This is a genomic window from Streptomyces sp. NPDC006208, from assembly GCF_040613775.1.
Lineage (GTDB): Bacteria > Actinomycetota > Actinomycetes > Streptomycetales > Streptomycetaceae > Streptomyces.
In genome coordinates, this window is sequence record NZ_JBEXSW010000009.1 from 145206 (window position 1) to 160017 (window position 14812).

Here is a 14812-nt window from a genome sequence, read left to right on the forward strand (position 1 = left end):
CCGATCCCGTACGGAACGGATGCGATGCTCATGGCGGACGCAGCCGGCGCGCGGTCTCCCGGCCGCCTGTGGATCCTCACCTGGCTCCTCACCAGGACCGCGCTGCTGCTCTGTGTCTTCAAGGCGGTCACGGTCCCGGGCCCGGACGTCACCCTCGACGTCTCGGTGATCTACCAGGGCTGGTACGAGGTGCTGAGGGCCGGTACGTATCCGCTGGACGATGTCACCTGGCAGTACCCGCCCGGCGCCGCTCTCGCCATCGGCTCCCCCGCCCTGCTGCCGTTCCTGCCCTATCCGGCCGCCTTCTTCGTCCTCGCCCTGCTGTGCGATCTGCTGGTCCTGTGCATGCTGCGGCACGCGGAGCGCCACGGCGGCGGGCGCGCCCGCTGGACCTGGATCGTGGGCCTGCCGCTCCTCGGCCCGACCGTGTACGCCCGCTACGACGTGATGGTGACCGCCGTGGCGGTGGCCGCCCTCCTCGCCGGAGCCCGCCGGCCCCGCGCGCTCGGGGCGCTGGCCGGTCTCGGGGCGCTGCTGAAGGTCTGGCCGCTGCTGCTGCTCGTGGGCACCGCGCGCGGGCACACGACCCGGCGCTCCTGGACGGCCGCGGCGGCAGCGGCGGGCGGGCTCACCCTGCTGCTGTGCGCTGCGATGCCCGGCGGGACGGCCTTTCTCACCTTCCAGCGCGACCGGGGCACCGAGGTGGAGTCGCTGGGCGCGCTGGTCTTCCATGTGGCGCGGCACTTCGGCTGGCCGGGGCAGGTGGTGCTCAGCTACGGGTCGGTCGAGTTCACCGGCCCGTACGTGCCGCTCGCGGGCTCGGTCGCGCTGGGGCTCTCGGTGGTCTCGTTCCTGTGGCTGGCCCTGTGGCGGCTGCGGGCGCGCGGGTCCGGGCCCGGCATGGTGTGCGACGCGGCCTTCGCCGCCGTGCTGCTGTTCACCGTCACCAGCCGGGTGATCAGCCCGCAGTACCTGGTCTGGCTGGTGGGCCTGGCCGCGGTGTGCCTGGTCCACGCGGACAGCCCGATGGTGCGGCCGGCACGCCTGGTGCTGGCCGCGAGCGCGGTCACACTGCTGGAGTTCCCGGTGTGGTTCGGCCATGTGGTGGCGAGCGATGCGCTCGGGGTGCTGCTGCTCGTGCTGCGCAACGGGCTGCTGGTCGCCGCGGCGCTGATCGCGTGCGCACGGCTGTGGCGCCGGACGGTCCCTGGCCCCCCGCAGGCCGTCAGTCCAGCCGCTCGTGCAGATAGTCCCGCCACAGCGAGGTGAACTCCTGCAGCGTCGTGCCCAGCACCTCGCCGAGCGCCCTCTCGACCGAGCCGTCGCGGTGCTCGGCGCCCCCCACGGACGCGTAGAACGCCGTGAGCGCCTCTTCGCCCCAGCGGTCGGCAATCAGCTCGCAGGCCAGCCAGCCGCCCTCGTACGCACGCGCCAGGGCCTTGGCGTCCCCGCCGAAGGCGAACTCCTCGTCGGACGGCAGCTCCGCGGGAACATCACCGCCCCGGACCGCGTCCCGCAGGTCCGGGGCGCTCTCGCCGGCGGAACGGCCGACGCCGCGGTAGGCGGCCCAGTCCGCGAAGCCTTCGGAGAGCCACATGGGTGTGGCGGCGGACGTGTGCGCCCGGGTGGCGACATGGGTGGTCTCATGCGTCAGGACGACCCGCCGGCCGAACTCGCCGAGCACCGCGTACGCGTCCGGGTTGACGATCACCCGATCGGCCGACGAGGCCCCGGAGGGTCCCCTCTCCCCGGTGGTGACCGCGGCGATGCCCCGGTACCCCGCCGCCGGGGCGCCCAGCAGCCTGCCCATGGCCTCCACGGACGAGGGCACGAGCACGACGACCCGGCCGGTCCACTTCGAGGGCCAGGCGGCCGAGACGGCGGGCACGGCGCGATCCGCGGCCGCCGCGAGGGCGCGCAGATGCCTGCCGTCCTGGCCCACGCCGAGGACGAGGCTGCGGCTGCCCCGTACCACCTGGACATCGCCCTGCTGCCACAGCTGCTGGGAGCTGCCGGTGCCGGCGCGGTCGGATGTGACGTACCAGCGGCCGTCGTCCGCACGCAGCTCCAGCGTGCGCGAGGTGGTCACCGGGGCGGAGTCGTAGCCGGCGAACCGGTAGCGCAGCTCGGTGTCGGCGACGGCGCGCGTGCCCTGGTGGCGCACGCCCTTGATGCGGTACTCCCAGGTGCTCAGCGGCACGTCCTCGAGCTGGTCGAACTCCTTGTGCTGCCGGGCACGCAGCGTGGCCGCCGCCGGGTCGAGAGCGGCCAGATACCCGTCCAGGTCATGGCGGAGCACGGCGTCCGCGCGGTCGTCCAGCGCCTCCTGGATGCCCCGCAGCGTGGTGTCCGCCCGGTCGGGGGCTGCGGTGCAGCCGGACGCCAGCAGCAGCGCGGCGAGACCGAGTCCCGCCGTACGCCGTATCGCCGCGCGCCTGGTGCGCCGTGCGTGCCTCTGACCTGCCACCCTGCCGATCGTACGGAACACGCGGGTGAAGGGGCGGGGAAAGCGGCGGGGTCCGGCCCGCGGGGCGGTTCAGACCCGGGTGACGGCATGGACGGGCATCATGCCGACCGGGTCGTAGCGGACGGAGGCCCCCGGATAGGGCGCGTGCACCACCCGGCCGTTGCCGACGTACAGGGCGACATGGCTGGCGTCGCTACGGTACGTGACGATGTCGCCGGGCCGGGCCTCGGACAGCGGCACCCGCCGGCCGGCGTTCGCCTGCGCCTGCGAGGTACGCGGCAGCCCCACGCCTGCCTGGGCGTACGACCACTGGACAAGCCCCGAGCAGTCGAAGCCGGAGGGACCGTTGGCGCCCCACACGTACGGCCGGCCGAGCGCGCTGCGGGCCGACAGCACCGCGGCGCCGGCGTGCGGGGAACCGGGCCCCAGGCCCGGCACGTCGGGCAGCATCAGGTCGCGGCCCGACCGGGAGGCGCGGTCGAACGCCGCCCGCTCGGCGTCCGGCAGGGAGTTCAGCAGCCGGCGGGCCTCGCCCAGCTTGCGCTCCACGGCGCGTTTGTGCCGCGCCACGGCGGCACGGCTGCGCTCCAGCTCCAGCAGATCGCGCGAGGCCTCGGCGCGCTCCTGCCCGAGGTCGCGCTGCGCCCGCCGCAGATCGCGCAGCGCGGTGGCCTGGCGCTCGGTGATGCGGTCCAGGGTCTGCGCCGCCTCCAGGTAGCTGTCAGGGTTCTCGGAGAGCAGCAGGGCGAGGGCCGGGTCCATCCCGCTGGAGCGGTACTGGGCACCGGCCACCGAACCCAGCATGTCCCGCATGCCGTTGATGCGCTCCTGGCCGCGGGCGACGCGGTCCTGGGCGTGCTCGACCTCCTCGCGCAGCCGCGTCACGCGCTCACCGGCCCTGTTGAAGCGCTCGGTGGCCCGCTCCGCCTCCTCGAAGAGCCGGTCGAGCCTGGCGCGGGTGGCTGCCGCGGAGTCCCGCGGGTCGGCGCCGGCGGGTGCGGCGCCGAACGCCGCCGCGGCCGTTGCCGCCGCAGCGGACAGGACAGTGACCCGGGCCCCTCGGGTGAGGCCGGACTGTGCGGGTCGGCGATGGGACACCACAGGCCGCGCTCCCTTCCGCAGGTACTGGTGACAGTGCGCGGCAGAGAGTAACCGGGCGACCACGCGGCGGCCAAAGAGCGCACCGGGCACACAAAGTGACGCCCCGCCGGAGACCACAGGTCACCGGCGGGGCGCGTCGTCAGCAGGGTCTGACCGAATTCCCCCGTTCGGGCGGGCGTGAACGCCTTCCGAACGATTCGTCAGATACGGACGCCGAACTGGAACGGCATGTTGTTGATCGACTCGTAGCGCACGCTCGCACCCGGCTTGGGCGCGTGCAGCACCTGGCCGTTGCCGGCGTAGAAGCCGACGTGGTGCTGGTCGCCGTAGAAGATCACCAGGTCGCCCTGCTCGAGGGCGCTCTGGGAGTAGATGCGGGTACCGGCGTTGGCCTGGGCCTGGGAGGTCCGCGGTATGGAGACACCGGCCTGCGCGTACGCCCAGGAGGTGAGGCCGGAGCAGTCGAAGGAGCTCGGGCCGGAGGCGCCGTACACGTACGGCGAGCCGATCTTGGACTGGGCGGCGGCGAAGGCGGCGCCCGCCCGCTGCGAGGCGGGGACGGCGTTGCCGAGGTCCGCTCGCGAACTGGCGCGGTTGGCACGGGAGTCGTCGGCGGAGAGCGCGGCCCGCTCCGCGGCGGTGAGGGAGTTCAGCAGCTTCTGCGCGGCGGCGAGCTTGGTCTGGACTTCCTTCTTCTTGTCGCCGAGCTCCTTGCGGGTGTCCGCGAGGTCGCCGAGCTTCTCCTTGGCCTCCTGGCGCTGCTGCGCGAGGGTGCGCTGCTTGGCCTGGATCTCCTGGATCGCCTCGGTCTGCTTGGCACCGAGCTGGTCGAGGGCCGAGGCCTTGTCGAGGTAGGTGTCCGGGTCGCCGGAGAGGAAGAGCTGCACGGAGGGGTCGATGCCGCCGGTGCGGTACTGGGCGCTCGCGACCGAACCGAGACTGTCCCGCAGGGTGTTGAGCTCTTCCTGACCTCGCGCGACCTTGTCCTGCAGCGCGTCGATCTGGTTGTCGAGCTTCTCCTGCTGCTCCTTGGCCCCGTTGTACTTCTCGGTGGCCTTCTCCGCCTCTTCGTAGAGCTTGTCGACCTTCTCCTTGACCTCGCTCTTGCTCGGCTTCGGGTCGGCCTGGGCGCTCTGGGCGGTCAGGGCGACAGCCGCAGCGGCGGTCGCGGTGAGCACGGTCACGCGGGTGCGGCTCGGCTGCTTGGGTCGACGGTGGGACGCCACGAAGGCGAGCTCCTTCTTCCTCGAGCCGCCTACCGGGCTGTGGGGGGTTCAATCCCCGGCGTCCGCGCGTCGGATCCCCCGGGGGAAAAAGGGGCGAACTACGCGAACTCGGCGGTGCCTTCGCTGTCGCCCCGGATGGACGATCAACCGCGCGAAGGTTCGAGGCCAGACCTTAGTGACCTTCTTGTGATCAGTTCAAATCCTCACGAGAAAATTCTTGCCCGCCACGCGCATTCTTTACTTGCATCACACGCGTAGTAATGGCCACTTGACGCAACGTCCCACCCGCGATGGCACAAATTCGGGCATATATGACGAGAGTTACGAGAGCCGCGAAAGCCGCTTCAGCAGCAATGCGGACGCGACCGGCCGGGCGCCCGCCTTGGCCACTCCGTCGGCGACCTCACGGTCGGTGGAGACCACCACCACCGGCCGGCCGGGCGGCTCGGCCCGCACCAGCTGACGGATCAGCTCGTCCGCGGTCACCCCCGGCTTGGAGAACAGCACCCGCACTCCGCGCGGCGGCGCCAGCAGCACCGGAGCGGCCAGCTCCGCACCGTCGAAGACACAGGTGATCTCCGCACCGGTCTGGGCGGCGAGCACGGAAAGACCGCCCAGCAGCCGCAGCCGCTGCTTCTCCAGCGGCATCGTCGGATAGCCGGTCTTGGTGACGTTGTAGCCGTCGATCACCAGATGCGCCTGGGGCAGTGCGAGCAGCTGGTCGAGCAGGGCCGGATCGGTCTCGGACAGGGCCCGTGCAGCGATGTCCTTGGGCGACATCCTGCCGGGCTCCACGGCGTCCACGGTGTCCGCCGGGTGGATCCCGGCCGGCGGCAGCGCCAGCTCGCGACGCAGCCCCTGGGCCGCGTCCAGGACCGTGTCCAGCAGCAGACGCAGACGCATGTCCTCGATGGAACGCCCCTCACGGGCGGCCCGGCGGCCCGCCTCGACCGCGGCCTCCGCCTCTGCCAGCCGCGCCTTGAGCCGCCGGCTCTCACTCTCGGCGGCCGACACCTGGGCGGCGGCCTGCGCCTTGATCGCGTCGATCTCGCCCGCCGTACGGCGCAGGGCGGCCTCACCGCGCTTCACATCGGCCTGGGCGCTGCGCAGTTTGCGATGCAGCGACTCGGCGTCCTTGCGGGCGGCGTCCAGTTCGGCACGCAGCCCCTCGGTCTCGCTCCTGATCTGGCCGCGCGCCTCGGCGAGCTCCGCGCGCAGCCGCTCCAGCTCGCGCCGGGCCTCTTCGTCGGCGCGCTCGGCATCGGCGCGCTGGGCCTCCTCGCCCGCGGCGGCGACCAGTTTCACCCACCCGACGGGACGCAGGACATAGGCCGCGGCCGCCACATCGACGGGATCGGCTGCCGCGGGCGGGGATCCGGACTCGAGCGCATCGGCCAGCTCGGGCTGGGCCTTGCCGATCCGCTCGCCGATGCGCTGGCGGAAGACCGGGTCGCCCTCGAGCGCGGCAGCCATCGCATTGCCGGCGAACTTGGCGCGCCGAGTGGGGGTGAAACGGGCGTACTGCCGCAATTGGGACGGCAGTTCGGCAACCGTCAGGCCGCCGAACGCGTCCGAGACCAGAGCGACGACCCGCCGCCGCACACTTTCCGGCAGCGGGCGGTCGAGCGCCTCGGCAGCGCCACCGGCCGCATCGGCCGGCTCAGCGCCGCTGTGTGGCTGCTCCACCATCCGTCACCCCTACTGCCTGTCGTCTGCCCGCTGCCCGGGCCGCTGCTCAGGAAGCCGCGCCCGGCCTGTCCACCAGCTCGATCTGATCCACCGCGTTGCACCAGCGGCAGCGGACCGATTCGATGGTCTCACTGACCACCTCGCGCTCCTCCACCTTCGATTCCCCGGCCAGGTCCAGATGCACGTACTCGACGACCTTCGACGAGCGCGTGACATCGAAGCGGGTCAGGTTGCCGCACAGTGTGCAGCGCCACCGGGTCTCGGGGGTCGGCGAGGGAACCGTCGTCATCGTGCCGTCCTTCTTCGTGGTGCGGATGCGGGTGCCGCGGTGCGCCGTCGAACTGCGGATGTACTGCCCGTAACCCTACGGCCTCGCGGGTACCCGGTGTCGCGGCGAGGCACTCTGTGCCGGTCGGTCCACCTACGGCATGATCTGTCCGTGATCGATTGGTGGGGTGCGATCCGGAACACGGCCAAGGGGCCCGCCGTGACCTACGGCGCGATCGCCGTCTGCTGCGCGGTCTTCCTCGTCAGCCCGGTCTCCGGACTCAATCCGGTGTACGGCACGGGCGACCGCTTACTCGTCGCGCAGAGCGCGTACTTCGAGCAGTGGGGCGTGATCCCGGCCGAACTGCTGAAACGCTCCCCGCACGCCCTGCTCACCCCGCTCACGGCCCTGTTCGTCCACGGCAGCTGGCTGCATCTGCTCGGGAACATGCTGTTTCTCTTCGTCTTCGGCGCGATGGCCGAGGAGCGGATGGGCCGGCTGCAGTTCGCCCTGTTCTATCTGGGCACCGGCTACCTCGCACTGCTGGTGTACGCGGCCGTCAACGCCGATTCGGCGCAGACCCTGGTGGGGGCGTCCGGGGCGATCTCGGGCGTGCTCGGCGCCTTCCTGTTCCTCTTTCCGAAGGCCCGCGTCACCAGCCTCTTCCCGTTTCTGTTCTTCCTGCCGCTGCGGTTCCCCGCCTGGGTCGTGCTGATCTTCTGGTTCGCGCTCCAGTGGCTGGCCGCGAGGAACGCGGGCAGCGGGCCCGGCGTCGCCTATCTGGCGCATCTGGTGGGGTTCTCGGCGGGCTTCCTCTACGCCTGGGGCCGGTTCCGCAGTGGGACTAGAGTGAAGGCCCAAGCAGCGGCCACCGAGGGAGAACGCCAACCGTGATCACCGCGATCGTGCTCATCAAGACCAGCGTGGACCGCATCCCCGAGATCGCCGAGTCGATCGCCGCGCTGGACAGCGTCAGCGAGGTCTTCTCGGTGACCGGTACGTACGACCTGATCGCCATGGTCCGTGTGGCCAAGCACGACGACCTGGCGGACGTCATCCCGGGCAGCATCAGCAAGATCCCGGGCGTCGAGGCCACCGACACGCATGTCGCGTTCCGCACCTACTCCCAGCACGACCTGGAGGCGGCGTTCGCCATCGGCCTGGACGCCTGACGCCTCGCGCATGCGGGGCAAGCACCCGTCCCGCGGTGGGGGGACGCAACCGCGACGACAGCGAGCCCGCGCCGAAGGCGCGGGCTCGTCGGATCCGGGGCACAACCCCGAGCGTCACACGGCCGGGACGCAGCGGCCGTCCTCCGTGCGGTAGGTCCACTTCGCACCCTCGCGCACCAGCTCCCGCACCGCCCGGACGAAGCGTTCGACATGCTCGTCCGGCGTCCCCGCGCCGAAGCTGACGCGGATCGCGTTCAGCGACCGTCCCCCGGTCTCCTCGGGGGCGCCGCACTCGCCCGGATCCTGGGTCTCACCGCCCAGCAGCGTACGCACCAGGGGATGGGCGCAGAACAGGCCGTCGCGTACCCCGATGCCGTACTCCGCCGACAGCGCCGCCGCGAAGTGCGAGCTGTTCCAGCCGTCGACGACGAACGAGATGACGCCGACGCGCGGGGCATCGGCGCCGAACAGGGAGAGCACGCGCACCTCGGGCACCTCGGCCAGCCCCTCCCGCACCGTTGCGATCAGCTGCTGCTCCCGTGCCACCAGCGCGTCGAAGCCCGCTTCGGTCAGCGCCCTGCACGCCGATGCGATGGAGTAGACGCCGATGACGTTCGGCGAACCGGCCTCGTGGCGCGCGGCCGTGGTGTGCCACTCGACGTCCACGCCGCCGTCCGTGCGCCGCGCGACCGTGCGCGAGGCACCGCCTCCCGCGAGGTACGGCTCCGCCTCCCGCAACCAGTCCGCGCGCCCGGCGAGCACGCCGGAGCCGAACGGCGCGTACAGCTTGTGCCCGGAGAATGCGACCCAGTCCACGTCCAACTCCCGTACCGACACGGGGTGGTGGGGCGCGAGCTGGGCGGCGTCGAGGACGATCCGGGCGCCGTGGGCGTGGGCCACGGCCGCGAGCTCCTTCACCGGCCACAGTTCACCGGTCACATTCGACGCGCCGGTGACGCAGACCAGGGCGGGCCCGTCCGCGTCCTGAGCGGATGCGGTCCGGTCGGCAAGCGCCCGCTCCAGGGTGGTGACGGCCTCTTCGGGAGTGCGCGGCGCGTCCAGGAAGGTCACCTGGGCCTGACGCCAGGGCAGCAGGGAGGCGTGGTGCTCGGTCTCGAAGACGAACACCCGGCAGCCGGCGGGGAGCACGGAGGCGAGCAGGTTCAGCGAGTCGGTGGTGGAGCGGGTGAAGACGACCTGATCGCCGTCACGGCAGTCGAGGAAGTCGTGGACGGTCGCCCGGCTGTTCTCGAACAGGTCCGTGGACAGCTGCGAGAGGTAGCCGGCGCCACGGTGCACGCTGCCGTAGTACGGGGCGTACGCGGCCACGTCGTCCCACACGCGCTGCAACGCGGGCGCGCTCGCCGCGTAGTCGAGGGCGGCGTAGACGGCTTCGCCGCCGGTCACCAGCGGAACGGTGACGTCCCGGCCGAGGACCGGGAGCGGGGCGGCACAGCACGGGTCGGCGACGGCGTCAGGGGTGGCAACGGCGGCGTTCGGGCATGCGGACATGGCGGTATCTCCCGGCAGGAAAAGGCGAATCGGCTTCAAGAACACCCGGATCACGGGTGTGCCTCGGCGCACGGACACGACCGTGCGGAGGATGTGCTGAAGAGGGGGCTACGCGCCCTATCGCATTCGCTTGCTCACGAGACTGCTCCCTTGAGGACCAGGACCCCGGGGCTGTGACATCCGACGATGTCCAGGGGTCCGCGCTTGCCACAGACCTCGCTGCCTGCGACCTGGTCTTCACCCGGGGCACCCCGCCACGGACGGAGGGTTGCCGGACAGCGGGCCGGGGCCTCGTCGCTGTCACTCATGACCTGTCGAAGAAACTACGCGACGTGATCGCCGTCCCGCAACCCGTGTCCGGATTCCGGGACAGGCAGGGGACGGCACACCACGTCGGCGTCCGCGTAGGCCCTGTCCGGGCGATCTTCGAGGATCAGTCTGCGGCGTCAGATGCGTGGGGCCTCCCCAGGCCCACCAGGGCCGAGGCATGGGGCCTCCCCAGGCCGCCAGGGCCGAGGGGACGCATCGCAAAGCGGAGCATCGCCCTCGTACTGGACGTACTCGGGCGACTCCGACAACACAGCGAGGTGCCGCAGCTGTCGCCGCGGCCCGACGAGATCGCCCGGACAAGGCCTAGGAGTTGCTCACGGAGACCCAGCGGTCCAGTGCGGCCTTGGCCGCTCCCGAGTCGATGGACTCGGCCGCCTTGTCCATACCGGCCCGCAGCTGCTGCGCGAGCGGGCCGTCGCCCGGCTCCAGGGCCACCAGCGCGGCCGCCGCGTTCAGCAGCACCGCGTCGCGGACCGGACCGGTCTCGCCGCCGAGCAGCCGCCGCGCGACATCCGCGTTGTACGAGGCGTCCGCGCCACGCAACGCCTCGACGGGCACCAGGTCGATGCCCGCGTCGCGCGGGTCGAAGGCCTCCTCGCGCACCGCGCCGTCCCGTACCACCCACACCTTGGACGTGGCGGTCGTGGTCAGCTCGTCCAGACCGTCGTCGCCGCGGAAGACCAGCGCGGACGATCCCCGTTCGGCCAGCACACCGGCCAGGATCGGCGCCATCCGGGCGTCCGCGACACCGGTCGCCTGGGCCTTGACCCGCGCCGGGTTGGTGAGCGGACCGAGGAAGTTGAACACGGTGCGGATGCCCACCTCCTTGCGGGTGGCCGCCACATGCCGTAGCGCCGGGTGGAACTTGACCGCGAAGCAGAAGGTGATGCCGGCTTCCTCGGCGACCTCGGCGACGCGCCGCGGGGTGAGCTCCAGATTGACCCCGAGCTTCTCCAGGACGTCGGAGGCGCCGCTCGCGGACGAGGCCGCGCGGTTTCCGTGCTTGACGACCTTCGCGCCCGTACCGGCGACGACGATCGCCGACATCGTCGAGATGTTCACCGTCTTGGCCCCGTCGCCGCCGGTACCGACGATGTCGACGCTGGGGCCTGGCACCTCGATCAGGTTGGCGTGCGCGTACATGGTCCGCACAAGGCCGGTGATCTCGTCGACGGTCTCGCCCTTGGCGCGCAGCGCGACCACGAAAGCGGCGATCTGCGCGTTGGTGGCCTCGCCGCTGAGGATGCGGTCCATCGCCCATGCGGTGGCGTCCGCGCTCTGGTCACGGTTGTCGAGGAGGGCGTTCAGCACGCCGGGCCAGGAGTGGTCCGCCACGCTGTTGCCGCCGACCGGGGTCACAACGTTCATGGTCCGCTCCAGGGTCCACAGCCGATAGGGATGGGTCCACCCTATCCAGGTGCGGGCACAGCAAAGAGCCCCGTCCGACGAATGGACGGGGCTCCAGCTGTGGCGACCTTCAGGTCAGGTGATCAGTGGTGGCCGTGGCCGCTGGTGATCTCCTTGTACTCCTCGGCGGTGGGCTTGGCGATCTGGTTCTCCTCGCCGTAGTAGCCCTTGCTGAGCTTGGCGCGCAGCTTCTCGGAACGCTTCACCTTGCGCTCGACGCCGTTCTCGTCGACCGTCGGGCCGATCTCGGCCGGCTTGTACTGCTCGTGCGCGGTGAGCTTGTACAGGTCGCCCTGCGAGAGCGGCTCGTGGATCTCGACGAACTCACCGTGCGGCAGGCGCTTGATGATGCCGGTCTCGCGACCGTGCAGCACCTTGTCGCGGTCGCGACGCTGCAGGCCCAGACAGATGCGCTTGGTGAGGACGAACGCGAGAACCGGTCCGACGAAGTAGGTGATGCGGACGAACCAGGTGATCGCGTTGATCGACAGGTTGAAGTGGGTGGCGAAGATGTCGTTACCGCCACCCAGCAGCATGATCACGTAGCCGGTGACCCAGGCGACACCCAGCGCGGTCCGGGTCGGCGCGTTACGCGGCCGGTCCAGGATGTGGTGCTCGCGCTTGTCGCCGGTGATCCAGGACTCGATGAACGGGTAGACCGCGATCGCTCCGAGGACCACACCGAAGATCACCAGCGGGATGAACACACCCAGGACGAGCGTGTGGCCCCACAGATTGATCTCCCAGCCAGGCATCACACGGACCAGACCCTCGGCGAAGCCCATGTACCAGTCGGGCTGGGCACCGGTGGACACCATGTCCGGGCGGTACGGGCCGAGCGCCCACACCGGGTTGATCGTGAAGGTCGCCGAGATGAACGCGATGACACCGAAGACCAGGAAGAAGAAGCCTCCGGCCTTGGCCATGTAGACCGGCAGCAGGGGCATGCCGACCACGTTCTTGTTCGTCTTGCCGGGACCCGCCCACTGCGTGTGCTTGTGGTAGAAGACCAGGATCAGGTGGGCCACCACGAGGCCGAGCATGATGCCCGGCAGCAGCAGGATGTGGATCGAGTAGAACCGGGCCACCATGTCGTGGCCGGGGAACTCGCCGCCGAACAGGAAGAACGAGATGTACGTGCCGACGATCGGCATGGACAGGATCGCGCCCTGGGTGAAGCGGACACCCGTGCCGGACAGCAGGTCGTCGGGGAGCGAGTAACCGGTGAAGCCGGTGAACATGCCGAGGACGAACAGCAGGAAGCCGAACAGCCAGTTGATCTCACGCGGCTTGCGGAACGCGCCGGTGAAGAAGACGCGCATCATGTGCACGAACATCGCGGCGAGGAAGATCACCGCGGCCCAGTGGTGGATCTGCCGGATGAGCAGACCGCCGCGGACGTCGAAGCTGATGTGCAGGGTCGAGGCGTAGGCCTCGGTCATGCGGATGCCCTGCATCGGCACGTACGAGCCGTGGTACTCGACCTCGTTCATGCTCGGGTGGAAGAACAGCGTCAGATACACACCCGTGAGGATGATGATGATGAAGCTGTAGAGCGCGATCTCGCCGAGCATGAAGGACCAGTGGTCCGGGAAGATCTTCCGCATGTTGGCCTTGGCCAGGGAGTAGATCCCGAGCCGGCCGTCCGCCCAGTCGGCCACCCGCTCGCCGGCGGGCGCCTTCTTCTTCGTGTCTGTTGCAGTACTCATCCGCGCTCCCAGAAGGCAGGACCGACGGGCTCTTCGAAGTCGCCCAGCGCCTCGAGGTTGCCTTCGGCGTTGACGCCGATACGCAGCTGCGGAAGCGGGTGACCGGCCGGACCGAAGATGACGCGGGCGCCGTCGGAGAGGTCGAAGGTGGACTGGTGGCACGGGCAGAGGACGTGGTGCGTCTGCTGCTCGTACAGGCTGATCGGGCAGCCGACATGGGTGCAGATCTTGGAGAAGGCCACGATGCCGTCGACCGACCACTCCAGCTCGCGCTTGTCCTTGATGTCATCCGGCTGGATACGGACGACCATCAGGGCTGCCTTGGCGATCTGGTTGTTGAAGTCGTGGCTGCTCTCCTCCAGGCCCTCGGGCATGACGAAGGTGAGCGAACCGACCGCGACGTCCTCGGGACGCAGCGGCTCGTTCGTGTTCATGTTGATGAGCTCTTTGCCCTTGGCCCACAGGGTCTTGCGGAGCTTGTTCTCCGGCAGCGGACCGAGCTCGCGCAGCAGCACCACACCGGAGAGCGGCACCATGGCCAGCGCTCCGAACATGGTGTTCCGGATGAGCTTGCGTCGGCCGATCGCGGAATCCGCGGCGCCGTCGGCGAAGTCGGCCATGACCTTGGCCTTGACCTCGGGGTCGGCCTCGATCGGGTGGCGGTCGTCCGGGGTCTCCACGTCGGACATCAGGGTGCGGGCCCAGTGGACCGCGCCCGCGCCGATGCAGAAGAGCGCGATGCCAAGCGTCGTACCCAGCGCGAAGTTCAGCGCGCCGATGTGACCGAGCGGCCAGATGTACACGATCGTGTCGACGCCGATGGTCACGAACGAGGCGATGAAGCCGATCGTGGCCAGCATCGACAGCGTGAACATGAAGGCGACGGCACGCTCGGAGCGCCTCGCGGCACGCTCGTCGATGTCCTGGATGCGCGGCTTGTGGGCCGGCAGTCCCGGGTCGGCGAACGGGGCGTCCTCCGTGCGCTGGGCGACGGCAGCGCCGCCGTGGGCCGCGCCGTGCGCGGCGTCCTGCTCTGCGGGCAGGTTCTCGTCTGGAATCTCTTGGCTACTCATGACTTCTTGGCCTTAGCGGTGTGGGCCGCGACCCAGATGGCAACAGCGATCAGCGAGCCGAGACCGAAGATCCAGCCGAACAGACCCTCGGCCACCGGGCCGATGCCGCCCAGCCCGAAGCCGCCGGGGGTGGCCGTCTCTTCGCTGTTCACGGTCTTGACGTACGCGATGATGTCGCGCTTCTCCTGCTCGGGCAGCGTGGTGTCCGGGAAGGACGGCATGTTCTGCGGGCCGGTCTGCATGGCCTCGTAGAGGTGCTTCGGGCTGACGCCCTCCAGGCTCGGGGCGTACTTGCCGTCGGTCAGCGCGCCGCCTTCACCGGTGAAGTTGTGGCACTGGGCGCAGTTGTTGCGGAACAGCTCGCCACCCTTGGCGATGTTCGCGCCCTCCGGGTTGTACTGCTTCTCGGTCGGCGTGATCGGACCGGCTCCGAGCGAGGCGACGTACGCCGCGAGCTGGTCGATCTGGGCCTGCGAGTAGATGACCGGCTTCTTCGGCACCTGCGCGCCGGGCTGCTGGGCGGGCATACGGCCGGTGGCGACCTGGAAGTCGACGGCTGCGGAGCCGACGCCCACCAGGGACGGGCCGTCGGTGGTTCCCTGACCGCCCATACCGTGGCAGCTGGCGCAGCCGACGGTGTAGAGCTTCTGGCCCTCCTTGATGGCGAGGGACTGGGCGGTCTCATCGGCCTGCGCCTTGTCCGCGGGTGCGAACGCGGCGTACAGCCCCCCAGTGGCCGCCAGCGCGAAGAGTAGGACGACGACCGCCGCCAGCGGATGGCGTCGTCGTACGGAGAGCTTTTTCACGGATTACCCCGGTGTCAGGATTTTCTGCGTCGATGCTTCTGGACTATGTCTG

13 protein-coding genes and 1 riboswitch are annotated in these 14812 nt (G+C 70.4%); of the genes, 3 read left to right on the forward strand and 10 right to left on the reverse strand.

Annotated elements, in window-relative coordinates; translation table 11 throughout:
- Positions 1 to 30 precede the first annotated feature (30 nt).
- A complete protein-coding gene (locus tag ABZ208_RS09685) occupies positions 31 to 1269 on the forward strand; it encodes a glycosyltransferase 87 family protein (RefSeq protein WP_356908959.1) in 1239 nt (412 codons plus the stop codon).
- Here the strand turns inward: ABZ208_RS09685 and ABZ208_RS09690 are convergent.
- From ABZ208_RS09690 to ABZ208_RS09710, 5 genes are all read right to left on the reverse strand, one after another.
- Positions 1226 to 2467, reverse strand: a complete 1242-nt coding sequence (locus tag ABZ208_RS09690; RefSeq protein ID WP_356908960.1) for a hypothetical protein — start codon at positions 2465 to 2467, stop codon at positions 1226 to 1228. The two genes, ABZ208_RS09685 and ABZ208_RS09690, sit on opposite strands and share 44 nt — an antisense overlap.
- Before the next feature lie 69 nt (positions 2468 to 2536).
- Positions 2537 to 3568 carry an NlpC/P60 family protein gene (locus tag ABZ208_RS09695; protein WP_356908961.1) on the reverse strand — a complete coding sequence of 344 codons (1032 nt, stop codon included), beginning with the start codon at positions 3566 to 3568 and terminating at the stop codon, positions 2537 to 2539.
- A 200-nt stretch (positions 3569 to 3768) separates the two neighbouring features.
- The gene (locus ABZ208_RS09700; RefSeq protein ID WP_356908962.1) at positions 3769 to 4794 is read right to left on the reverse strand and encodes an NlpC/P60 family protein; all 1026 of its coding nucleotides are present in this window, start codon (positions 4792 to 4794) and stop codon (positions 3769 to 3771) included.
- Between the two features lie 321 nt (positions 4795 to 5115).
- Positions 5116 to 6480, reverse strand: a complete 1365-nt coding sequence (locus tag ABZ208_RS09705) for an NYN domain-containing protein (protein WP_356909020.1) — start codon at positions 6478 to 6480, stop codon at positions 5116 to 5118.
- 49 nt (positions 6481 to 6529) lie between these two features.
- Entirely contained in the window at positions 6530 to 6772 is a 243-nt protein-coding gene (locus ABZ208_RS09710) for a hypothetical protein (RefSeq protein ID WP_328401574.1), read from the reverse strand.
- A 150-nt stretch (positions 6773 to 6922) separates the two neighbouring features.
- Between ABZ208_RS09710 and ABZ208_RS09715 the strand changes: the two genes are divergently transcribed.
- Together ABZ208_RS09715 and ABZ208_RS09720 are read left to right on the forward strand one after the other, a co-directional pair.
- A complete protein-coding gene (locus ABZ208_RS09715; RefSeq protein ID WP_356908963.1) occupies positions 6923 to 7645 on the forward strand; it encodes a rhomboid family intramembrane serine protease in 723 nt (240 codons plus the stop codon).
- Complete coding sequence (locus ABZ208_RS09720; protein ID WP_328401570.1) at positions 7642 to 7923, forward strand: Lrp/AsnC ligand binding domain-containing protein; 282 nt, start codon at positions 7642 to 7644, stop codon at positions 7921 to 7923. Before ABZ208_RS09715 ends, ABZ208_RS09720 begins: the two co-directional genes overlap by 4 nt.
- 114 nt (positions 7924 to 8037) lie before the next feature.
- On the opposite strand, the gene ABZ208_RS09725 is transcribed toward ABZ208_RS09720, so the two are convergent.
- The 5 genes from ABZ208_RS09725 to ABZ208_RS09745 all read right to left on the reverse strand — a co-directional run bounded on the left by ABZ208_RS09725 (position 8038) and on the right by ABZ208_RS09745 (position 14760).
- Positions 8038 to 9435 (reverse strand): aminotransferase class V-fold PLP-dependent enzyme, encoded by a 1398-nt coding sequence (locus tag ABZ208_RS09725; RefSeq protein WP_356908964.1) that lies wholly within the window; start codon positions 9433 to 9435, stop codon positions 8038 to 8040.
- A gap of 195 nt (positions 9436 to 9630) precedes the next feature.
- Positions 9631 to 9747, reverse strand: a riboswitch (SAM riboswitch).
- Positions 9748 to 10068: 321 nt separating this feature from the next.
- Positions 10069 to 11133, reverse strand: coding sequence for an anthranilate phosphoribosyltransferase (gene trpD, locus ABZ208_RS09730; protein ID WP_356908965.1), 1065 nt, complete (start codon positions 11131 to 11133; stop codon positions 10069 to 10071).
- Positions 11134 to 11255: 122 nt separating this feature from the next.
- The gene (locus ABZ208_RS09735) at positions 11256 to 12881 is read right to left on the reverse strand and encodes a cytochrome bc complex cytochrome b subunit (RefSeq protein WP_356908966.1); all 1626 of its coding nucleotides are present in this window, start codon (positions 12879 to 12881) and stop codon (positions 11256 to 11258) included.
- The gene (locus tag ABZ208_RS09740) at positions 12878 to 13954 is read right to left on the reverse strand and encodes a Rieske 2Fe-2S domain-containing protein (protein ID WP_356908967.1); all 1077 of its coding nucleotides are present in this window, start codon (positions 13952 to 13954) and stop codon (positions 12878 to 12880) included. Before ABZ208_RS09740 ends, ABZ208_RS09735 begins: the two co-directional genes overlap by 4 nt.
- Positions 13951 to 14760 (reverse strand): c-type cytochrome, encoded by an 810-nt coding sequence (locus ABZ208_RS09745; protein ID WP_356908968.1) that lies wholly within the window; start codon positions 14758 to 14760, stop codon positions 13951 to 13953. Before ABZ208_RS09745 ends, ABZ208_RS09740 begins: the two co-directional genes overlap by 4 nt.
- Positions 14761 to 14812 lie beyond the last annotated feature (52 nt).

Coding starts and splice junctions, on each gene's coding strand:
- ABZ208_RS09725 (WP_356908964.1), bottom strand. CDS start 9,435: ATGTCCGCATGCCCGAACGCCGCCGTTGCCACCCCTGACGCCGTCGCC.
- ABZ208_RS09735 (WP_356908966.1), bottom strand. CDS start 12,881: ATGAGTACTGCAACAGACACGAAGAAGAAGGCGCCCGCCGGCGAGCGG.
- ABZ208_RS09740 (WP_356908967.1), bottom strand. CDS start 13,954: ATGAGTAGCCAAGAGATTCCAGACGAGAACCTGCCCGCAGAGCAGGAC.
- trpD (WP_356908965.1), bottom strand. CDS start 11,133: ATGAACGTTGTGACCCCGGTCGGCGGCAACAGCGTGGCGGACCACTCC.
- ABZ208_RS09710 (WP_328401574.1), bottom strand. CDS start 6,772: ATGACGACGGTTCCCTCGCCGACCCCCGAGACCCGGTGGCGCTGCACA.
- ABZ208_RS09685 (WP_356908959.1), top strand. CDS start 31: ATGGCGGACGCAGCCGGCGCGCGGTCTCCCGGCCGCCTGTGGATCCTC.